Source organism: Kribbella qitaiheensis, from assembly GCF_042657745.1.
Classification (GTDB): Bacteria; Actinomycetota; Actinomycetes; order Propionibacteriales; family Kribbellaceae; genus Kribbella; species Kribbella qitaiheensis.
In genome coordinates this window covers 183,917-204,461 of sequence record NZ_JBHSKE010000034.1, presented here as the reverse complement: position 1 = coordinate 204,461, position 20,545 = coordinate 183,917, and the positions used below count along the sequence as shown (strand labels likewise).

Annotated in this window: 22 protein-coding genes and 1 pseudogene; 11 read left to right on the top strand and 12 right to left on the bottom strand. The window is 66.3% G+C overall.

Going from position 1 to position 20,545, the window contains the following annotated elements:
* Window positions 1–8: 8 nt before the first annotated feature.
* From cpaB to ACFPJ1_RS23520, 5 genes are all read right to left on the bottom strand, one after another.
* Entirely contained in the window at window positions 9–836 is an 828-nt protein-coding gene (gene cpaB / locus ACFPJ1_RS23540) for a Flp pilus assembly protein CpaB (RefSeq protein WP_380107030.1), read from the bottom strand.
* Window positions 837–861: 25 nt separating this feature from the next.
* Window positions 862–1,992, bottom strand: coding sequence for a TadE/TadG family type IV pilus assembly protein (locus ACFPJ1_RS23535; protein WP_380107029.1), 1,131 nt, complete (start codon window positions 1,990–1,992; stop codon window positions 862–864).
* On the bottom strand, window positions 1,980–2,396 hold the full coding sequence (locus ACFPJ1_RS23530) for a TadE/TadG family type IV pilus assembly protein (RefSeq protein ID WP_380107028.1): 417 nt from the start codon (window positions 2,394–2,396) through the stop codon (window positions 1,980–1,982). The genes ACFPJ1_RS23535 and ACFPJ1_RS23530 overlap by 13 nt, the downstream gene beginning before the upstream one ends.
* 110 nt (window positions 2,397–2,506) lie before the next feature.
* Window positions 2,507–2,689 carry a Flp family type IVb pilin gene (locus ACFPJ1_RS23525; RefSeq protein WP_380107026.1) on the bottom strand — a complete coding sequence of 61 codons (183 nt, stop codon included), beginning with the start codon at window positions 2,687–2,689 and terminating at the stop codon, window positions 2,507–2,509.
* A gap of 101 nt (window positions 2,690–2,790) precedes the next feature.
* Window positions 2,791–2,976 carry a Flp family type IVb pilin gene (locus ACFPJ1_RS23520; RefSeq protein ID WP_380107024.1) on the bottom strand — a complete coding sequence of 62 codons (186 nt, stop codon included), beginning with the start codon at window positions 2,974–2,976 and terminating at the stop codon, window positions 2,791–2,793.
* A gap of 303 nt (window positions 2,977–3,279) precedes the next feature.
* On the opposite strand from ACFPJ1_RS23520, the gene ACFPJ1_RS23515 reads away from it, so the two are divergent.
* The 3 genes from ACFPJ1_RS23515 to ACFPJ1_RS23505 all read left to right on the top strand — a co-directional run bounded on the left by ACFPJ1_RS23515 (window position 3,280) and on the right by ACFPJ1_RS23505 (window position 5,335).
* Window positions 3,280–3,990, top strand: a complete 711-nt coding sequence (locus ACFPJ1_RS23515; protein ID WP_380107022.1) for a prepilin peptidase — start codon at window positions 3,280–3,282, stop codon at window positions 3,988–3,990.
* A gap of 207 nt (window positions 3,991–4,197) precedes the next feature.
* Entirely contained in the window at window positions 4,198–4,896 is a 699-nt protein-coding gene (locus ACFPJ1_RS23510) for a response regulator (protein WP_380107020.1), read from the top strand.
* A gap of 133 nt (window positions 4,897–5,029) precedes the next feature.
* Entirely contained in the window at window positions 5,030–5,335 is a 306-nt protein-coding gene (locus ACFPJ1_RS23505) for a hypothetical protein (RefSeq protein ID WP_380107019.1), read from the top strand.
* Between the two features lie 82 nt (window positions 5,336–5,417).
* On the opposite strand, the gene ACFPJ1_RS23500 is transcribed toward ACFPJ1_RS23505, so the two are convergent.
* On the bottom strand, window positions 5,418–6,380 hold the full coding sequence (locus ACFPJ1_RS23500) for a TIGR03619 family F420-dependent LLM class oxidoreductase (RefSeq protein ID WP_380107018.1): 963 nt from the start codon (window positions 6,378–6,380) through the stop codon (window positions 5,418–5,420).
* A gap of 243 nt (window positions 6,381–6,623) precedes the next feature.
* On the opposite strand from ACFPJ1_RS23500, the gene ACFPJ1_RS23495 reads away from it, so the two are divergent.
* The 6 genes and pseudogenes from ACFPJ1_RS23495 (at window position 6,624) to ACFPJ1_RS23470 (ending at window position 9,277) form a co-directional block, all read left to right on the top strand.
* On the top strand, window positions 6,624–7,163 hold the full coding sequence (locus ACFPJ1_RS23495; protein ID WP_380107017.1) for a helix-turn-helix domain-containing protein: 540 nt from the start codon (window positions 6,624–6,626) through the stop codon (window positions 7,161–7,163).
* Window positions 7,164–7,432: 269 nt separating this feature from the next.
* Window positions 7,433–7,627, top strand: a complete 195-nt coding sequence (locus ACFPJ1_RS23490) for a hypothetical protein (protein WP_380107015.1) — start codon at window positions 7,433–7,435, stop codon at window positions 7,625–7,627.
* Between the two features lie 5 nt (window positions 7,628–7,632).
* On the top strand, window positions 7,633–8,151 hold the full coding sequence (locus ACFPJ1_RS23485) for a DUF6879 family protein (RefSeq protein ID WP_380107014.1): 519 nt from the start codon (window positions 7,633–7,635) through the stop codon (window positions 8,149–8,151).
* Window positions 8,152–8,197: 46 nt separating this feature from the next.
* Window positions 8,198–8,296, top strand: a pseudogene (locus ACFPJ1_RS23480) (helix-turn-helix domain-containing protein); the annotation flags it as partial.
* 51 nt (window positions 8,297–8,347) lie between these two features.
* Complete coding sequence (locus tag ACFPJ1_RS23475; RefSeq protein WP_380107013.1) at window positions 8,348–9,004, top strand: DUF5753 domain-containing protein; 657 nt, start codon at window positions 8,348–8,350, stop codon at window positions 9,002–9,004.
* Window positions 9,005–9,037: 33 nt separating this feature from the next.
* Entirely contained in the window at window positions 9,038–9,277 is a 240-nt protein-coding gene (locus ACFPJ1_RS23470) for a hypothetical protein (protein WP_380107011.1), read from the top strand.
* Window positions 9,278–9,350: 73 nt separating this feature from the next.
* On the opposite strand, the gene ACFPJ1_RS23465 is transcribed toward ACFPJ1_RS23470, so the two are convergent.
* The 3 genes from ACFPJ1_RS23465 to ACFPJ1_RS23455 form a co-directional block, all read right to left on the bottom strand.
* Window positions 9,351–10,058, bottom strand: a complete 708-nt coding sequence (locus ACFPJ1_RS23465) for a Crp/Fnr family transcriptional regulator (RefSeq protein WP_380107009.1) — start codon at window positions 10,056–10,058, stop codon at window positions 9,351–9,353.
* Between the two features lie 698 nt (window positions 10,059–10,756).
* On the bottom strand, window positions 10,757–11,302 hold the full coding sequence (locus ACFPJ1_RS23460) for a hypothetical protein (RefSeq protein ID WP_380107008.1): 546 nt from the start codon (window positions 11,300–11,302) through the stop codon (window positions 10,757–10,759).
* 743 nt (window positions 11,303–12,045) lie between these two features.
* Complete coding sequence (locus tag ACFPJ1_RS23455) at window positions 12,046–13,500, bottom strand: MmgE/PrpD family protein (RefSeq protein WP_380107006.1); 1,455 nt, start codon at window positions 13,498–13,500, stop codon at window positions 12,046–12,048.
* Between the two features lie 491 nt (window positions 13,501–13,991).
* Here ACFPJ1_RS23455 and ACFPJ1_RS23450 point away from each other — a divergent pair, with 491 nt between their 5' ends.
* The gene (locus tag ACFPJ1_RS23450) at window positions 13,992–14,804 is read left to right on the top strand and encodes an SAM-dependent methyltransferase (protein ID WP_380107005.1); all 813 of its coding nucleotides are present in this window, start codon (window positions 13,992–13,994) and stop codon (window positions 14,802–14,804) included.
* Window positions 14,805–15,378: 574 nt separating this feature from the next.
* Here ACFPJ1_RS23450 and ACFPJ1_RS23445 read toward each other — a convergent pair.
* Together ACFPJ1_RS23445 and ACFPJ1_RS23440 are read right to left on the bottom strand one after the other, a co-directional pair.
* The gene (locus tag ACFPJ1_RS23445) at window positions 15,379–15,732 is read right to left on the bottom strand and encodes a hypothetical protein (RefSeq protein WP_380107004.1); all 354 of its coding nucleotides are present in this window, start codon (window positions 15,730–15,732) and stop codon (window positions 15,379–15,381) included.
* A 345-nt stretch (window positions 15,733–16,077) separates the two neighbouring features.
* Window positions 16,078–17,694, bottom strand: a complete 1,617-nt coding sequence (locus tag ACFPJ1_RS23440) for a GMC family oxidoreductase (RefSeq protein ID WP_380107003.1) — start codon at window positions 17,692–17,694, stop codon at window positions 16,078–16,080.
* A gap of 634 nt (window positions 17,695–18,328) precedes the next feature.
* On the opposite strand from ACFPJ1_RS23440, the gene ACFPJ1_RS23435 reads away from it, so the two are divergent.
* A complete protein-coding gene (locus tag ACFPJ1_RS23435) occupies window positions 18,329–18,646 on the top strand; it encodes a hypothetical protein (RefSeq protein WP_380107001.1) in 318 nt (105 codons plus the stop codon).
* Window positions 18,647–18,743: 97 nt separating this feature from the next.
* On the opposite strand, the gene ACFPJ1_RS23430 is transcribed toward ACFPJ1_RS23435, so the two are convergent.
* On the bottom strand, window positions 18,744–19,391 hold the full coding sequence (locus ACFPJ1_RS23430; protein ID WP_380107000.1) for a hypothetical protein: 648 nt from the start codon (window positions 19,389–19,391) through the stop codon (window positions 18,744–18,746).
* Window positions 19,392–20,545: the final 1,154 nt, after the last annotated feature.

Genomic DNA, 20,545 nt, shown 5'->3' with positions numbered 1-20,545 from the left:
CGGTGCCCTCACTTCTTCGTGGTCTTCGGCGCCACCGGGAACAGCGGCTCGTCGTGGTCTTGGACCTTGACCTGGGCGGACGGACCGAGCAATGCCAGGTACGGCAGCGAGGTCTGGGACAGCTGGATCAGGCGCTCGGCGTCGATCTGATTCGCGGCGAAGGTCACCAGCGTCAGGTCGTTCTGCGCCGACGCGGCGCCCTGCGAGAAGGAGCTGTCGCTGGTCTTGGCATCGCCTTGCGGCGTACTGGACGTGGCCGGGCCGATCGCGATCACGCGCACCTTCGGGATGACGACCGCGGTCTTGGCGACGGCCTTGCCGCCGCCCTGTTGCTTGTGCTGGCCGGTGCAGTTCGGCTGCGCGCTGACCTCGCCGGTGCTGCCGGCGACGACCGTACCGAAGACGGCGACGTCCGACCCGGCCTTCACGTTGCCGGCAACCACTTCTGGGCTGCAGAGCGTGATAGTGACAGCCACCTTGCCTTCGGGAATCGCCAGTCCGCCGGTGGCCTGTGCGGCAGTCACCAGCATCGACTTCAGGACCAGCTGGCCCGGGGTGAGGTCGGACGAGGTGACGAGGGACTCCTGCGCCGGCGTGATCTCCGTGACGGCGTCCGACGACACCGACGATGCCGGCAATGTCTCCTTGTGCAGTGATGCCTTCGCGGCAGCGGCGGAGGTTCCGGACGGAATCGCCTTGCCTACGACGAGGACGGTCACCGCTTGCTGTCCGGCGACCGCGCGAGCGTCCGCGCGATCGACGTACACCAGCACGGCGCCTGTCCCGAGGACGGCCAGCGCGACCGCCAGCACGATGGTCAAAACTCGACGTTTCATGGTTCTCTCTCTTCTGCTGGCGGTACTAGCCGGCGAGCTTGACGGCTGCGGCGCCGAAGTACGTGCCGGTGCCGACGCTGGTGGACACAGGCACCAGGGCCTGCGTGAAATGTCCGTAGATGCAGGACGGAGTGGTGCCCCCGTTCGGGCACGAACTCTTGGTGAACGGCGACGGGATGTCGTCCTTGAGGGGGTTCATGTTCGCGTAGCCGGTGAGGATGAAGGCGGCCAGTCCGACCAGGTGATACGTGGCGCCGCTGCCCGAACCTGTCGTCGTGTCGAAGATCGGGATGAAGATCGGCGCCCCGCTCGCGACGTACGACGTCAACACGTCCTGGCACGGCTTGGTGATGCTCTTGCCGGGGTCGCTGCCCCCGATGGCACCGCTCTGCGTAAGGTCGATCGCGGCTCTACATCCACCGCTGTCGGTCAGCCAGCCGAACTCACCGGGCGCGCTCAGACCGGCGCAGGTGGGCGCGCTGGGCGCGTCGCGGACGAAGATCCGTACGTCGGTGCCGAAGGTCGGCGGTGTACCGCCGGTCGCCTGGGTCCACGCACACAGCGAGAGCGTCATCGCGAGCGACTGCGCGCTCTGCAGGGCCGGTCCCCACATCGCGCGAGCGCAGGCATGGACCGTACTACCTTGGTAGCCGGCGTTTCCGGTCAACGTGCGGGCGAACACCGGCGGCAACAGCGAGGAGCCGCCTGATGTCCTCGTGGCGGTGTGCACATCGACGTAGTTCGTCCCGGTCGCCGGTGCGCTCGGGCAGTCGACCATGGTTCCCGAGGACGCCGGACAACCCGGCAGGACGTCTCTGACGTCGCGACCGCAAACCAAGGTCACCGCCGCTACGCCGTCCTTGGCGTTGAGGTTCGCGTAGGTGGCCGCTTTATCGGGGTCGCACACCGGCGCCGCAGACGCGCCAACCGCGACGGCAAGGCAGCTCTTCGCGACGGCGAGCGAGCCGGCGTCGGCGCCGTTCTGCAACTCGGCACGCTCCTGATACAGCTGTCCGACGTCGACGGTCAGAGCAGCCATGCCGAGCAGTACGCCGGTCGCGAGCAGCATGCCGACCAGGACCCCGAAGGCACCTCGGTCGTCGGCGCCGAGCAGCCGCATCATCGGACGGACGAACGGTGGGATCAGGTTTCGCATGGCATGACTCCCCGGGCGGACAACGTGGTCTGGCCGCTCAGGCCGGTGCCACCGAAAAGGCCGACGAGATATCCGAGGCCCGGCGTGAACTGGAAGGTGAAGCTGGTTTGCACCACGCCATCGACGCCTGCGCCGACCGGGCAGGCCGACTGGATAGACACGCCGACGGGGCTCAGCCCAGTGGCGGCAGCCTGCGTGCGACCCGCCACGTTCGGCTGTCCGAGTGCGACGAGCCGAGCGCCTTCGCGTGCGGCGTTGGTGAGGGTCTCCTGTGCATTGAGCATCCGGCCGAAGTCGATGATGCCCATCACGATCAGCAGCAGCAGGGGAAGCAGAAGCGCGAACTCGACAGCGGTGGCGCCGCGGTCCGCGCCGCTGCCCCCATGTATCGACGAGGGCAGCATGCGGCGTACCCATGCCGCGGGCCGGATGCGAGATACGCGGCCGTGGTGAGTTTCCCCGCCGCGACTCCCTCGTCTCGGATACATGAGCTCTCCCGGTTCGTGAAAGTCGATCAGAAGGCCCCGATGACGCCGGTGTACAAAGCAGCGACCAAGGGACCGAGGATGATGAGGGTGGGTATGACCACGAGCACGATGAGTGTTGCCACCAGGCCGTACTCGATCAGGTTCGCGCCGCGATCGTCGCGCATCACCTTGCCGGCAAGGGTTTTGACGAACCCCGCGAGACTGAGCATCGGAACTCCCACCTGGGTGGGGCAGCGGCGGCCCGGCCGTCCGGCCGGACCGCACCACCCCCCGCGATCGAACGGAGTGGATCGGCAGATCGCTCGATCGGTCAGAGGTTGCCGGCGACGTCGGTGAACAGGCCGACGATGGCCGGGCCGAGGATCAGCAGCGCGGGAACCACGATCATGGCGATCAGCGCGACCATCAGGCCGTACTCGATCATGGTGGCGCCGCGCTCGTCGCGACGCGCCTGCTGGACGGCGGTCTGCACGTAGGTGAGCAGGTTGTTGAGCATGGGAACTCCTTCAGTTGGTGGCGGGTGTGGGACCCCACCCGTTGATCGAACGGCGACCTGCCGATCGGTACCGAAACAGTGCGCGATCGCCGGTCTGCCCGGCATCGGTCAACCGGCCAGATAGCGAAGGACGATCGACCGACAACGGCGGTGACCACCCGCCGACCGACCGACAGGAGATGACGGGTCTGTCGGTCGTTCGGCTGACACCGTCGGCCGGTCAGCCGGCTTCGCGGCTCCGGTCGGTCGGTTCTGCGGTGACGTGGTTCCTTCGCACGCCAGGTGCGCCGTACCTTGGCGGGCATGGACATCGCGTGGACAGTTGCCGGAGGCATCATTGGCTTCGTTGCCGGACTGCTGCTGCGCAGTACGGTCTTCCGGCTGTCGGTAGCTTCCGGCGAGCCCGCCCCCACCAGTTGCGCGCGCTGCGGGACAGGGTTCAGCGGACGTTTCGCGATCCGGTGTACGCAGTGTCGTGGCTGGTTCGGCGTTCCGTTCGTCCTCGAGCTGGTGACCGCTGCGGTGATTGCCCTGCTGCTGTGGCGGTTCGCCGGTCGTCCGGATGCGGCTCCGTTCGCCTTCATCGGCGCGCTGGGGGTCGCGTTGGCCGCCATCGACATCGCAGTCCAGCGGTTACCCAACCGGTTGACACTGGTGCTGTACCCGGGTCTGATTGCGCTGTTCGGGCTCGTGACGGCGGTCGATGGGCATCCGTCGTACCTGCTGCGCGCAGTGCTGGGCGGGCTGGTGCTCGGTGGCGGTTACTTGGTACTGGCGGTGTTGAGCCGGGGGCAGCTCGGTGGCGGGGACGTCAAGCTCGCCGGCGGAATCGGCATCGCGCTCGGCTGGCTGGGCTGGCCGACTCTGCTCGTGGGGGCGTCCCTGGGCTTCGTCCTGATGGGTGTCGTGAGCCTCGTGCTGCTGATCGCGCGCCGGATCACGCTCCAGCACAGCATGAGCTTCGGCCCGTTCATGCTCGCCGGCGCGTTGGTGGCCATCCTGGCCGTCGCGTGACCGCCGTACCAGGGCACGCCGCCGTCGTCGCCGGCTTGCTCGTCGCCGCCGTTCTGGAACTTTGTCACCAAGTGTTCAATTGTTTCGGCGAAAAGCACCCATCCGAATTCCGTAACGGACTGTAGGTGGCTGCCGATCATCGGTTCAGTAAGTGACATCTATTCATCTTCGGCTGGGGGCCACAGAAAAGTCCGGCGGGGGCATGCAATGCAGAGCTCGATCAAAGTCGTCGTCATCGACGGCCACACACTGACCAGGTACGGACTGATGAGGCTCGTCAGCGTTGATGCCGACATCACCGTCGTCGGCGAATGCGGCCTCGCCGCGGAGGCGCCGGCACTGGTCGAGTCCGCCCGGCCGGACGTCGTGGTCCTGGATGTCGCTCTGCCTGACGCGGACGGCCTCCAGCTCGCCCGTGAACTCCGCGACCGGCACGCCGAGCTCGGCATTGTGGTACTCACGGCCCAGGCGGAGGACGACGTACTGTTCAGGGCGCTCGAGACCGGCGTATCCGCTTTCGTCGACAAGACCGCCCCGAACACCGAAGTCCTCGGAGCGATCCGGCACGCCGCCGTGGCGGCCGCTTCCTTCACGGCGACCGGCCTGATGCACGCGTTGGCCCGTCGCGGCCAGGTCGCCGGCGTACAGCCCGTCAGTGGGCAGTCTGTCAGTGGTCCGTTGGCGGTGGGTCTGGCGCTCAGTCCGCGCGAGCAAGAGGTCCTGTCCCTCCTTGCCACGGGTCGTTCTGTGCCTGAGATTGCCGGCGCGATGTTTGTCAGTCTCTCGACGGCCAAGACCTATGTTTCCCGCGTGTACGAGAAGCTGGGCGCTGTCAATCGCGCGAACGCGATCATGATCGCCCTCGGGCTGGGCCTGATCACGCCGGAGCTTCCTGTCTCGGCCTAGGGCACCAGCACCAGGCGTCCGCGGACGCCGGCCTGGGTGATCCGCCGTACCACCGTCGGTAGGTCGTCCGACCGTGAGACGAAGAACCCTCGGGGCTAAGCGCAATGTGATCGGCCTTCGCTACAGTGCGAGCGTGACCGCACGAGTGGTGGCCGACGAAGCCGGCCTCTGGATAACGCAGTCCGGGAACACCTACGGGTTTTCGTGGCCCCAGATCACGGAGGCCAGCATCTATGTGTTGGAAGTCCCGCCCAACGATGAGCGCGTGCTGACTGTCGAGATCGATCATGTCTGCGGCGAGTCTCTTACGATCACCGACGACTTCGTGGGCTTCACCGAAACCGTCGCCGCCCTGATAGCTCGCGGGGGCTGTGTTGCGCCGGACTTGGCGGCGTTGACTCCCGCCGACAGCGTCGTTCAGATCCGGCTGGCTGACTAGGAAGAGCGTGCGTCGTCACGCACCTGGCACCTGCGTTTCAACGGTCCACGGGTGGGCGCCGTCGCTCGCTGCTCGCTGATCCTCACGGCGCGAGGACGCCGAGGCGGCTGGCCGCGTCGATCACCTCACCGAGCAACTCGAGCCATTGGTCCACGTCGGCGGACTTCAGGCCCACGTCGAGCCCGAGGCCCTGGCCGCCGGCGAGGTACACCTGGGTCACACCACTCTCGCGGGCGGCCATGAGGTCTTCGGCGATCTGCTTGGGCGATCCGCCGAGGAAGGGCCGGCCGTCCCCGATCGGCTCACGGGTGATCGGGGTCGGCCAGGGCACCTGGTTGACCACCATGAGGTCCGCGGGGTCCCGGCCCGCCTCACGGGCGGCGTCATAGATCGCGGACGCGACCCCGCGCAGTTCCTGCGCCGAGGAGGTGATCGGGATCAGGCCGTCCGCGATCCGGCCGGCGCGCTGGATGGCGGCCGGCGACGTCCCGGCCAGCAGTACCGGGATGCGGGCCTGGACCGGCTTGGGGTTCACCTGCGACGGCGCGATCCGGTAGAACTCGCCTTCGTGCCGAACCGGGTCCGGGCCCCACGCGGTCCGCATCGCCGTGATGAATTCCTCCGTACGGGCGCCCTTGCGGCTGCTTGACACGTTCGCCGTCTCGAACTCGTTGTGCTGCCAGCCCTGTCCCAGACCGGCGATGACCCGGCCGCCGCTGAACTGGTCCAGGGTGGCGAGCCGGCGGGCGAGCATCACGGGCACGTGCAGCGGCGCCACCAGGACCGCGGTGCCCAGCTTGATCCGCTCAGTCGCGGCGGCGACATAGCTCAGCGTCTCCAGCGGCTCGTAGACCGAGCCGTAGAACTCCGGCAGCATCTCGGGTTCATCCCCCGTCCACAGCACGACCTTGTCGAGCGGGCGGAGCAGGCGTTCAAACGTCCACAAGGCGGCGTAACCGAGCCGTTCGGCCTCCTTGGCGACCTTGACGATCGTCTCCGGCGAGGTCTGCGGCCCGGCGGTGGGCAGCGCGAGACCGAGTTCCATGGGTCCTCCAACAGGTGAAATTCATCAACGGGTAGTGAGAGATCGCAGTCCCGACGAGTCAGCGATGCCAGGGCCTGGCCAGTACTGCGCCGTGGCCGTATGCCGCCCGGGATCTGCTCGGATCAGGGGCGGTGCATGATGCTGCGGACGGCGTCCGCGGGTTCGCTGAGGTGTGCGGGCGGACCGGGCGGATCTCCATTCTTATATATTAGAGCTGTGTCCAATATAATAGATCCTCTGGCTGTGCAGATCGCAGCCCGCATCCGCAGTGAACGGGAACAGCGCCGATGGACTCTGGCGCAGGTCGCGGACGCCTCCGGTGTGTCCCGCGCGATGATCAACCGGATCGAGCGCGCCGAGAGCAGCCCCACCGCTGTCGTCCTCGGCAAATTGGCCGCAGCCTTCCAGGTCAGCGTCTCCGCCCTACTCACACCGGCCGAGGTCACTGGGGTGCACCGGATGGCCGACGCCACGGAATGGCACGACCCTGCCACCGGGTATCGCCGGCGCCAGATCACCGGGCCGCGTTTCCCCACGGACATAGCCGAGGTCCACCTGCCGCCCGGGGCCCGCGTGCCGTATCCGGCAGCATCCCTGGCCTTCCAGCGGGAGGCCGTCTGGGTGCTCGACGGCCGGCTGACCTTCCACGAAGGCGATGTGGTGCACGAACTCAACCCGGGCGACTCGATCGAAGTCAACGAACCCGTCCCGTGTGTCTTCGCCAACACCAGCGATGCCGAGTGCCGCTACGCGATCATCCTCACCCGCGTCGAAAGGCCGTGACCTTTCCCTGTATCCGGCCGACGCCACGGTACCGCGCCCGTTGACCGTGCTCTGAGCCCTCAACTCATCAGGAGAACACCATGTGGCGGCTCGAAGCGTCCGAGTGCGCACGCTGGCCAATGCTCGGTAACGCCACCATCCGACCGCCTGTGGGCCTTTGATGAGAGGCTGGCTCGCGCAACTTCCCGCAACACCGATGACAGGCAACAACGTGTAATCCCAGACTCGACAGGGCAAGTTCACGCAACGACCGATGCAGGGGAGTCATCATGCAACTCACGCTCGTAGCAGGAGACCCGGAGTCCCAGCCCACCAACTCGCCCACGCTCTACAAGACTGATCGCGGTAGCTGGGTCGTACAGGGCTGGGTGGTCGACGACCCTGATGCCTTGGCGAAGCTCAACCTTCCGGACGGTGAGACCGCCGTGGAGATCCCGGACCGCATGATCCAGTTCTTCAAGTAGGTCTCGTGGAAGAGATCACCGACGACGAGTTCCAGGAGCTGCTGAAGACGTTCAAGCGCAGCTCCATCCATCTGGAGACCCGCGACGCGTACGGCACCGAAGTCGAACTGCCCCACATGGCCCAGTGGGCGGCCGGTGAACAGGACGATCTTGAGTGGCTTCAGGACTGGTGTACGACGTTGCGCGGCCACATCGCCGCCGGAAGGACCGTACAACGCGCTCGTATCGTCTCGGAGCCTCTGAGCGACTATCAGCGGTGGACGCTCGCCATCGGTCATCCGATTGTCGAGGCCGGCGAAGATGTGCGGTTCGTGCCAAGGCGCCGGGTCTCAGAACTCTGCTTCCCTGGCAACGACTACTACCTGTTCGACGACGAGAGGGTCGTGTTTCTGCACTACTCCGGCGCAGGACTGAACAACGCGTTGACCACCACGACGAACCCGGCGACCGTCGAGATGTGCCGCAAGGCATTCGACCAGGTATGGCCTCTTACGATTCCCTACAGTGAGTACAAACCCGAATAGCTCAGCCTGAAAGGTCCAGGAAGCCCTTGGGCTACGTCTTCGGAATCTGCGCAAAGATGCAGGCCTGACCGGTCGCGAGCTTGCCGCCGCGACCGGCTGGCATTTCACGCGCATCAGCAAGCTAGAACACGGCGTCCAACCTCCTACCGATGCCGACATTCGGGCTTGGTGCGCAGCGTGCGGGGCTGAGGACCAGGTGACGGACTTGGTCGCCCAGGCGCGGGCGATCGAATCCATGTACGTCGAGTACCGGCGGCGCGGGCCCTCAGGCATGAAGCAACTCATGCTCGCGTTCCAGCAGACCTACGAGACCGCTGACCAGTTCAGAATCTACGAGCACAACGTCATCCCCGGACTGTTCCAGACAGCCGACTACATCCGCGCGATGCTCACGTTCTGGATGCGATTCCTTAACACCAAGAACGACATAGACGAAGCAATCGCGGCTCGTTTGGAACGTCAGGCCATCCTCTACGAGGGCCGGCGAAAGTACACCGTCGTCCTGGAGGAGAACGCCCTACGCACCTGGTTCGGCACCGCAGAGACCATGGTCGGCCAGCTCGACCGACTGCTCTCGTTGATGAGCCTTCCGAACGTCGCGCTTGGGATCGTGCCGGCCATGATCGAGCGACAGGGCGTGGGCTCGGCCGGCTTCTGGATCTTCGACGACAAGCTGGTCACACTCGAGACACCTACTGCAAGCATCGAAATAACCCCAGCCGCAGGAGATCCGTCTCTACGTCCGCATGTTCGAGTTGCTCTGCCAGTCCGCGGTCTATGGGCCGGAGGCCCGCGCTCTGATCATCCGAGCGCAAACCGAGATGAACGCCAGCAACTAAGTGCAACAACGTAGCCCCCACGCTGGCGCGATTCCTAGCGTTGACGCATGACAACAACGGGGAACTCGTCGTTCGGGGTGGAGTGGACCGACCACCCAGATGACGACTACCGCACTGCGACCGGCTGGCCCATGCTCCGCCCCGCGGAACACTGCGACGGTGAGAACCCGATGACCGGCCGCCGCTGCTGCAAGGGCTATCACAGGGCTACCACCGAGACACCACCGGCGCGGAGTGGCTGGATGACTAAGCGCCGGAGCGTCCGCGACCGGCAGTTGCGTCGCTGAGCCCGAGACGCTCGGGGTCGGCGGCGAGTGACTCGGGCAGCGAATGGTCGGCCACGGAGTCGGCCAGCCAGAGTCAATCGTCACGCGCCGTCGCAGTCGCCGATGCGTAGCGTCGTAGTCCGTCAAGGTCGGTCACCACGATCTGGCGCCGGCGGGTTGCGATCAGCCCTTTGGTCCGCAACGTGCTGAGTCCACGAACGGCAGAGTCGCGCGAAGTGGACATCAGGCTGGCCAACTCCTCCTGAGTCAGATGGATGCTGATGTCGATCACTGATCCGTCGGATGTGCCGTAGCGGTCCACTAGCTCGACCAGGAAACTGGCGAGGCTGCGCGAGACTCCCATCGAAGCTGAGGCCTCGCGACGGCGATCGGCCGCCCGCAACCGGCTGATGATGACACGCACCATCACCAGCAACATCTGCGGATGCGTCTCGAGGGACGCCATGAACTCGTCGCCCGGGATCAGGCGGCACTCGACGGGCAGCACAGCGACATTGCCCGCTGTCCGTTGGGGCCTTCCGTCGATCACCTCGAACTCGCCCAGAAGGTCGCCCGCCCCCAGGATGGCCAACACGATCTCGCGACCATCCGGCGTGTCCAGGGTGACCTTGACCAGGCCCGAAAGAGTGAGGAAGACGGTGTCACTGTGGTCACCCTGGACGATGATCCTCGCTCCTTTGCGGAAGCGTTTCGGATGACCGAGCCGAAGCAGGAACGCACGGTCAGCCGGTTCGAGCCTGCCGAGAAACGAGCGGTGGTCCACCACCTCCCCGCTTGCCATCCATCCAGCCTAGTGCCGCAGATGCCCCGTTCGCTGTGCCTCATTTGAGGCGGACGCAGCCCGCCGCCGGGAGCATCCTGGATGGGTAGTTCTCGCCGGATCCGCCTTGTAGACCGGATCCGCCTTGTAGAGAAGGTGAATCATGAATCGGAAGCCACACTCCATCTGGCGAACGACCACCGCGGCAGTGTCGGCCGTTCTCCTCAGCGCAGCCCTGCCGATCGCGCCCATCGCTGCAGACGCTCAACCCGAGGACCGCGGACAGGGACCCCGGTCTGCCGCCCGTGAATCCGGCCCCGCCGTCTATGTCCTCGAGGGCCGGGTCGTCGCCATCAGGCGGGATCCGTTGCCTCCGGGGGCGTACGGGGGCCAAGGCGTCGACTATTCACCTGACATGACGGCGTGGATTCTCGGTCCCCCATGCGGCCGATGAGCGACGAAGCGACGCAACAGGAGTCGGCGGTTCTCCGATGGAGAAATCGCAGGTCAGAAGTGTGGTCAGGGGCGGTCTCGAACCGCCGACCTTCCGCTTTCAGTTCGACGGCAGCACTCGGCGGGAGTAGTGACAGCGTCGCCGATCAAGCCCTCGAGCGGGCTGTCGACGATGCTCGCTGAGCGGTCGAGCCATTCGGAAGGCTCTAGCTGGATCCGACGTCGTGGTCGCTCCGGCAGCCACGACGTTGGATCCAGGGCAGCTGCTAGCTCAGCCCCAATGCGTCCGTCACGACGTCGCAGAACAGGGCGAGGTCGCTCTCGAGGTTGGGGTGAGGTCCCCTGTTGACGATGATCTCTCTGCTGACGAACTCCTCGCCGTTGAAGACCTCATGGAAGACGATGTAGCCCGCTCCCAGCAGGACGCTGCCGCCGGCGGTGCGAACCTGTCCGGAAAGCCCGCTGACGATGAGCTCGTGCGTGTGTACACCCTGCGGGTCACCCGAGATGATCGTGTCGGAGACAGGCCCGGCGAAGTGCCGGATGACGGTCGTGTCGTTCAGCGGGTTTGTGTAGACGACGTTGCCCTGGCTGACATTCCGGTAGCCGACCGGCTGGTTGGGTGAGAGGAACTCCGTTCCCCTGATGGAGATCGAGACGTCCACCGCCTGACCGGTCCCGCAGAAGTCGTCGTCCGTGAACGACTCCGTGATGGTGAAGTGGTTGACGCCAGGTTCAGCCGCAACGGCCGACGGCGCTCCGCCCAGTCCGAGCGCGACGACGATCCCGACCACCAGTGCGAATCTACGCATTGGTCCCCTCGATTCTTGCTTCTGTCCGGGCGGCAGGACGCGTTCGGTCGCACCGAAGCCCGGCAGTACGAGTACCCCTCCCGAGCAGTGCGCGATCCAAGCGCCTCTGCCCGTGTTGATTCCACCCCCAGTGGCATCTTCTGCCATTGCACGATCACCGCGGCAGACCTCCGCCGGTGGTCCTCAGTCCAGCAAACGCCCGGCCGCGCGTCCTGTACACCGATCGAACCGGACAACCTTGGCCGGCTCCGATACCGATCGCAGGAGACAGCCTGGCTGGGCGAGGTGCTTGCACGTCTGCGCCACAGCCGGATAGGAGGTTACGGTCCTGCCAGAAGACTCGGCGGTTCTCAGAGAGAGATGCCGCAGGTACGAAGTGTGGTCAGGGGCCGTCTCGAACCACCGACCTTCCGATTTCAGTTCGACAGCGCGCCCCGTCGTCGGTGGCAGCTACGTTGCTGACGCAGGGCTTACCGTCGTACGGCGGTTACCGCCGGCGGCCGGTGTTGTTGGACCCGTCGCGGGAAGATGGACGCATGGATCTCAGTGGCATGAGTGAGAGCGAGTACTGGGCTGACGTAGTGAAGCGGCCCGGGATGTTGATGGGTCGAGTCACTCTCACTGGCCTGGAGGCGTTCCTGGAGGGGTACCACCAGCATTCCTTGCGCCATGGTGTTCCAGGTCTGAGCGGACTCGGTGTGCCAGCTTGCGCTGAAGTTTGTCCCGCCAGGGCGGTGGGGGTCTCAGTCGAGCGGCGAGCGCACTGCGGGTGTGAGCAGAGCGGCCAGCTGAGCGATGTCGTCGAGAGCGTCGATGCCGAGGACGGCTTTTTCGATGGCGGCCTGGCGCTCGGCGGAGATGGCGCGGTGGGTCAGCTTGGCGTACTTGTCACGGATATCCGCGTTCGTCAGGTTCCGGTCGCCGGTACCGCGCGGGTGTACGACCTCGGCGGCGCGAGTGCTCCCGTCGTTGAAGGTCAGGCGCACCCGGGTGGTGAGCCGCTCGTCGATCGGGAGGTTGTCGTAAGCCCGCTCGTGGTGCGTCAGCGTTCGGTCGATCAAGGCCCAGACGTCATCGCGGTTGATCCAGTCCGGCGAGAACTGGCCGACGAGCACGTCGCCATCGAGGATGGCCACCGCGACGACGTAGGCGACGTTCATCTGAGCGCCGATCACCTGGAGCGGGCGCTCGGCCTTCCATCCGCCGTGTGCGTAGGCGGCTTCGCCCATGTCGATGTCGATCCGCTGGATCTGGCTGACGTCGACATTGGGTCGCAGCTCGAGTGCGGCGTCGATCGCGGCGTGCAGCAATCCCATGGCCGAGTACGGCTTGACGGCGATCCGTTCGGTCTCCCACAGGGTGCCCAGGCCCTTGGATATGTCTTCGGAGTAGGTGCGGTGGCCCTCGCCGAAGACGGCCAGCCAGCCGCCGTATGGGCGCTCGAACACCCGCTTGATGCCGACGTAGCCCGATGCCGCGAGCGCGGCGGCGGTCAGGCCGTTGCGCGAGGCGAAGCCGTGCTGCATGCGCTTGACCATCGATTCGTACATCGCTGACATGAGCCCGCAGGACTGGGTCGCAGCCATCCCGAAGGCGTCCTCAAACCCGGCTGGGTCCAGTCCATACAGCGTTCCCGCGGCGGCGGCCGCGGCGAGGGGCCCGAAGACCACGCCCGAATGCCACCCCCGGGACAGCACGTCCAGGCCGCCGAGCGCCTGACCGACCCGGGGGCCGGTCTCATACCCCAGGATGGCGCCGAGCAGGAACCGCTCACCTGAGACGCGGCCCAGGCGCGGGGCGGCGGCGAGCATCGCCGGCAGGACCAGCGAGTTGCTGTGCAAGGGGGCCAACGGGTGGTAGTCATCCAGCTCGAACGCCTGGATGAAGCTGGAGTTCAACATGGCCGCCGACGTGGCGCTGGTAGCCCGGCCGTCCCAGCCGACCAGTGCGGCATCCCCGGCGCTGTCGAGCGCTGTTACCCCCTCGACGCCATTGCGGGAGACGGGCAGCTGCGCACCCACGAGGGCGCAGGCGATGCCGTCAAGCACCAGGTGCCTGGCCCGGTCGCGGACGGAGGCGGGAACGTCGGCGAGCGTTGTTTGAGCGACCCAGGTGGCCAGGCGGCCAGTCGGGCCGGCAGGATCGGTGGCGGGACGGGCTGGTTTTCCGGTGTCCTTGACGGCGGTGGGTGTAGTCATGGCATTCCTTGTTTCAGATCGACTTGGCGTGCTTTGGCGGGCGCGAGCGGACCGGCCCGGTTTGCGTACCTGGTCTCGGCCTTGGTGTTAATTGTTGTTCCCAGCGACCTGCCCGAGCAACGCACTGACCTCGCTGCGATGGTGCTGTCGCGCGGCCCCACCGTGAACGCGGCCTGTTTGATGCAGGCGGTCACCGCAGCTGGTTCTGACACCCGCCGAGAGGAGCTGCGCGAGGTGCACTTGTCCCAGGCGGGGTCCGTCTACGGGAGTGAATACCGCGCCCGTCGTTGTGGCCTGGTTAGCTACGACGTGCCTTCCCCTCGGGTGTTCTGAACCTTCGACAAGTCCAGACTCCCCTACAGGCAAGGCACTTCGCTTCATCAACCGCCAGTGTCGCCCCAACATCAACCCACCATCGCAAAGCCGGGCTAGAGTGTCCGGGAGCGTTTCGCTACACCAATCTAGCCATATCCGATGTGTGAGGAGTCATGGTGACGGAAACCTCTCCCACCGCCGACGACCTGCTGGCCAAGCTCGATATTGGCGTGGCGCACTCAGCGAGGCTGTGGAACTACCTGCTCGGTGGCAAGGACAACTTCGCCGCCGACCGCGAGGCTGCCGCGCAGGTCCTCGCGTACATGCCTGAGCTGGTGCAGTCGGCCCGGTTCAACCGGGAGTTCCTGGGCCGTGCTGTACGGTACCTCGCCGGGCCGGCTGAGATCCGGCAGTTCCTTGACATCGGTACTGGCCTGCCGACGGCTGACAATACTCATGAGGTCGCACAGGCCGCTGCTGCCGAGTCGCGCATCGTGTACGTCGACAATGACCCGATGGTGCTTGCGCACGCTCGGGCGTTGTTGTCCAGCAGTCCGGAAGGAGCCACCGACTACGTGGACGCCGATATGCGTGATCCGGACCGGATCCTCACTGAGGCGCGCAGGACGCTGGATTTCGATCAGCCGGTAGCGATCATGCTGCTTGGGATCTTGAACTTTGTTGTCGATGACGACGAGGCCCATGGGATCGTGCGGCAGTTGGTCGACGCGGTTCCGCCCGGTAGTTACCTGGTGATCTCTCACCCGACCAGAGAGGTCAACGCGGAGGCCGTCGACAGAGCCGTGCAGATGTGGAACGCCGGCGGCTCCGCCCCGATGACTGTGCGATCGCCGCAAGACATTGCGCGGTTCTTCGACGGCGTCGACCTTCTCGAGCCCGGCCTGGTCACCTGCTCCCAATGGCGGCCCAACGGCAATGACACCACTCCGGCCTCCGAGTACTGCGCGGTTGGCCGGAAGAACGGCTAGCAGGACAGCGCGCAGCAGCCGGGACACATGCAAGGCTGTCCGAGCCCAGCCATCATGATGCATGGGTGTGACCTCTGCGAGTTCGACGCTACTGCCTTCGCAGGCGCGAGCATCACCGATATCAGATGGGGGCAGGGCTCGACCGCGTTGCTGGACCCACGGAAGGTTCCTCTGGGAGGAAACCTGCAGGTCAGAAGGTGGTCAGGGGCGGTCTCGAACCGCCGACCTTCCCCTTTTCAGTTCGACAGCGGTCACCGAGCCACCGGGCGAAACCGTTGCTCAGCGAGTCTCTTTGGCGAGTCCCCGCGGGCGTCGGCTGTGGCTGTTGCGGTCCCGGTTGCGGTCGCCGCCCTCGCATTTGTCGATACCGGTAACGACGAGAGGGCGTCGCTGGCGCTCGTTGCCGGGGGCAATGACCACACCTGGCGAGTCCGGCTCGCAGGACGTCGCCGACAACACCTTCGAGTGGGCTGTCGACCACGCTCGCTGAGCGGCGAGCGATTCGGAGGGCTCCGGGCTGGATCCGACGTCGTGGTCGCTCCTGCAGCCCACGACGTCGGATCCAGGGGAGCTGCTAGCTCAGCCCCAATGCGTCCGTCACGACGTCGCAGAACAGGGCGAGGTCGCTCTCGAGGTTGGGGTGAGGTCCCCTGTTGAGGATGATCTCTCTGCTGACGAACTCCTCGCCGTTGAAGACCTCATGGAAGACGATGTAGCCCGCTCCCAGCAGGACGCTGCCGCCGGCGGTGCGGAGCTGTCCGGAAAGCCCGCTGACGATGAGCTCGTGCGTGTGTACACCCTGCGGGTCACCCGAGATGATCGTGTCGGAGACGGGCCCGGCGAAGTGCCGGATGACGGTGGTGTCGTTCTGCGGGTTTGTGTAGACGACGTTGCCCTGGCTGATGTTGCGGTAGCTGCGTCGGTCCACGTCTTCGGCGCCCTGGCGGCGTTCGAGCGCGACCTGATCCGCGGACGATGGCCGGGCTCGCTACGGTCCGAGCGCGTGCGCGGACGGGAGACCGCCCGACGGTACGGACCGAGGACACGGGGACTCCCGCGCCTCGGTCTACAGAGCACTGAGCGGGTAGGCGGTCCTAGTCGAGGAGCGGACCTGAGCCACGACGCGCGGCGGGAACGACGAGATCGCTCTTTCCGTGTGCTCGCCCGCTTGGGGGCTCACCGTCGCGGCCCACGCCGGCTTGCCTGTGCCGCGCCTTGCCACGCTGCGGTATTGGGCCGAGGGGGCGCTCGCTCGGTGGGGATGTATTCCGCGTCAGGCGACGTCTGCTCGGCCTTGTTCGGGCGAGTGGTTGCCGGCGCGGATGAGGTCGGCGGCGCGTTCGGCGATCATGACGGTCGGCGCGTGGGTGTGGCCGCGGATGATCCGGGGCATGATCGAGGCGTCCACCACCCGCAACCCGTCCAAGCCGCGGACCCGGAGCTCACCGTCCACCACGGCGGCATCGTCGCTGCCCATGCGGCAGGTGCCGACGGGGTGGTATGCCGTCTGCGCGTATTTCCGAAGGAGCGTCACCAGCTCCGCGTCATCGACCTTGCCCGGATAGGGGGCCATGGGCGCGCCGACGTAGGGGCGCAGCGCAGCGGTATCGCACAGCCGCTCGGCGATGCGCACACCGGTAGCAAGACCGCGCAGATCCGACTCGGCAGTCAGGTAGCCCGGATCGATGACCGGCGGCTCCGCAGGGTCGCCATTGGCCAGGCTGATGTCGCCGCGGCTGTCCGGTTGGAGTAACTCAACCGCCAAGGTCATCCCGTGGCCGGGTGGAGGAGTCAGTCCCTCCCCAAGTAGTGGTACCGGGAGCCACACGAACTCAAGATCGGGGGCGGCCAGAGCTGGGTCGCTGCGGACGAAGGCGACCGCCTCGTTCACGCTGGAGGTGAGCATCCCGCGGCGCGCGAGCAGGAACCGGACCAGCTGGACCGGGGAGTCGGCCGCGAAGAGGGTGATCGGCTTCGTGCAGTGAAAGACGACCCCGCAGGCCAGGTGGTCCTGGAGGTTCGCACCGACCCCCACCAGGTGGTGGCGCGGCTCCACGCCGACAGCGCGCAGCTGGTCGGCATCGCCGATGCCAGAGAGCATGAGCAGCTGCGGTGAGTGGACGGCGCCCGCGCTGAGGATCACCTCGCGGGAGGCGGTCATTCGCTGGGTCACGCCGGCCGCATCCCGGTACTCCACGCCCGTCGCACGGGTCCCGTCGAGCAGAATCCGCTGGGCGTGAGCCCCGGTGACGACGGTGAGGTTGGGCCGCCGCCTGGCGGGTCGCAGGTAGCCGTCCGCGGCGCTGTGCCGCAGCCCGCGGCGCTGGGTTACCGGGGTCGGTGCAAACCCGGTGTTGTCCGGCTCGTTGAGCTCACCGAGACGGCGCAGACCCAGCTCGGCGCAGGCAGCCAGGAACGCCAACGTGGTCGGGTTGGGGTCGCGCAGCTCGGAGATGAACAGCGGGCCTGAGGTGCCGTACACCCCGCCCGCGTTACTACCCACACGGCGCTCGGCCCGCCGGAAGTACGGCACCACCTCGTCATAGGACCAGCCGGGACAGCTTTGCGCCCAGCCGTCGTAGTCGGCGCGGTGCCCCCGTGTCCACGCCTGCCCATTGATGGACGACGAACCGCCGAGGGTCTTGCCAAGCGGCCAGTACACCTCGCGATCCGACAGTTGCGGCTGCTTGGTGGTGCGGTAGCTCCAGTCGTAGTCGGTCAGGAAGAGCCTGGTGAACGCCGCCGGGATGCGGATCTCCCACTTGCGGTCCGGCCCGCCGGCCTCAAGCAGCGCAACCTGGCACCCGGGTTCGGCCGACAGTCGGTTGGCCAGTACACAGCCCGCCGACCCGGCGCCCACGATGACGTAGCCATAGTCTCCGGCAGCCATGACCTCTCCTTACCTGGCTCCAAGGCCCGGCGAGCCGAGTGGCGAACGGTGAGCCGGGCGCCGCGCCGGGTCCGTCGAGTCGGGCAATTGGCCTGACCCCTCGCCGACGCGACCTCTGGGGTCATCGTCCTCCGCTCAAGCGAGGATGACCATCACCAAATCGCTGACCGTCAGCCTCACCGAACAGATCGACACCTCCACTCCCCGCAGCAAGCTCGTGTTTCACGTCTTCGGGGCGCTGGCCGGGGGCGCAGGGCCCTACGGATCAGAAGGTTGGGGGTTCGAATCCCTCCGAGCGCGCCAGCACCAACCCCAGGTCACAAGGTGGATGACCTGGGGTTTCGCCATTTCCGGGGCTGCTCTAGCTAACAGTTCTGCTAACACGGCACCAGCGCTGGCGGCTCCGGCCCGACGTCGGCCTGGTCCTCGTCGACGTGGTCGCGACACATCTCCGCCAACTGATGTGCATCCAGTCTAGAAGCCTGGCGGCCACTTGATGCGCGGCAACGCACGGGTCTGCCGGTGAGCGCATGTTGCCAAACGCGCGACTGCGATGATGTCCTTCGATGTATCTCCACCGGCTCATCGTCCGGCGCAAGTACTCAGGTCTCGGCACCGACGTGATCGAGTGGGCATGCAAGCGAGCCGGGGAGCTTGGCAACGACTGGTCCGGATCGACGTGTGGACCGACAACGTCGGTCTCCACCGCTACTACGAGCAGCGCGGCTTTCGCCACGTCCAGACGCTCGACCTCGGCGACTACCCGTCCGGCGCTCTGTTCCAGCGGGCAGCGACCGGCCGCCACCAGACCCAGCAGGAAGCGGTCATCACCGAACTGACGCACGATCTCCCAACCTCGAGCCAGCCAGAGACCTCAGCTCGCCGGGCACGGATCACGCTCGTCCCGTCCATCGCCTGGCCCACTCCCGCTGATCCTGTGATCCGCCAGTAGATCCGCGACACCTGTCCGCCAACTGATCCGACAGGCCAATGCACGGATCTGCCGATGAGCGGATTGTCCGAGATACTGGGCGGCGATCCGGCAGCGGCTAGTTGACCTCCACCTCGACGAGGTGCCAGTTGCGGGGGCTGGCGGCCACGAGTGTCTCGCCGAGTGGTCTGCGGAAAAGCAGGTGTCGGAACGACTTCAGGCCGTCCCCGAACACCTCCGGCGACGCGAGGACGTCGGAAGTGGACATCAGGGCGCTCGCGACGATCGGCGCCTCGTTCTCACCAACGGGCAACCACTTCCAGCGGCCACAGGTCGCGCAGGACGACCCCGTCTGATCGCCGTAGTGCTCGCTGTGCCGGGCCCGCACAGCCAGCACCAGTTCCTCTTGCCTGTGCCATGAATCGACCGTCAGCGCGGGGAGGATCTGCTGCACCCCGGTCGGACCCTTGCGCGGCTTGTGCACCTCGCCCAGGTCCACGCTGAAGCGTTCCGAGATGTCTGCAGCCAGTTGTTCCGAAACGCAGACAACGTCGAAGCGCCAGTTCGGCATCCAGACGTCGGCTGTCGGGAACTTGCTGCCCTGCATGACGAGCGGGCCTGATTGCTCCACCAGTGGGGTACCGCAGCCCCGACACCAGCCGTCGTCGCCGTACATCGGTCCCAGACCGTAGGAGTCCTCGGGCCACGGCCAGCCCGGCGTGAATCGCGGGGAGATGGCCACCCAGTCAACTGACGGTCCCTGCACCGGGCAAGTATCGCGGCGAACGACACAGCGTGCGCTGCGGCCATCCGGATCTGCCGCGATCCGCGCCCCGACTGTCGCACTTCAGTGGGCGGACGAGTATCGCGCATCACCTAACGGAGGACAACTCCCGCTGATCCCTCTTGCCGAATTTGGCTCTTATGGATCAATGCGCGCAGCGCGGACGTGCGCATGCGTCCTCCGGCCGTTCACCGCCCGCGCCCGCTCTCGGGTGTCTTTCAGCAGAGCCAAGAGCATTGCCTCCGGCAGGGGCATCACGACTCCGGGATGACGGGTCGGAATCGGCCGACTGGGCTGAACGGCAGACGGGAAGACACAGGCTCCGAGCTTGTGCAGGTGCACCAACGACAAACCCGCCCTCGATCCCTCAGCGGGAAGAGGACGGGCGGGGCGTGCAACCAACGTGCAACATCTAGCGGTGATTTGCGGTGATTTGAGGTGATTTGAGGGGGAGTGGCGGGATGTCGCGATCGCCGGGATCCCCGCTCAATAAGGGTGGTCAGGGGCGGTCTCGAACCGCCGACCTTCCGCTTTTCAGGTCGCTGGAATGTCGCACTCGGCTCTGTTGCCGAGCGCACTAGTCGGTGCTCGACGCCTGCCCAGAGCGGCGGCTGTAGCGACATGTTGCTGCACTGACTGCTACACCGCTCGGCCCTGCCTCCCGTATGTTCCAGCCCTCTGCAATTCGGCTCGTGGCGGCTGGAGCAGACGGAAGTGATGGATGCCGTGCCACCTGACTTGGCTCACGATCGGGCCCTGATTCCGGACGTAGGCCTTGTGTTGGCGGCCGTCGGAATCTGCCCGCGCGCGTGGTCAGCGGCTGCATGGAGACGGCCAGGCTCGTCACGGAACCGGCGCCGAGGCAGAGGAAGACCGGCTCTGCCTCCCGGTAACGTGACTAGGCGTATGGCATGGACGTGCTGGAAGCCGACACGTCTGACCTGACTCGTGCCACGCCGTGGTGACTTGACGGTCGGCAGGCCGGTTACCTGCGTCTTTGTCGCTGAGGTCGGGCTGTTTGGTTACTAGAACGCTGCTTGGATAGCCTGCTTGCGTGGCGTCGCGGTTTGTGCGGAGGGTTTGGACCGCGTCCGGGGCGGTCGCGGTGCAGATCGTGTCCAAGGTGCGTGGCGTCG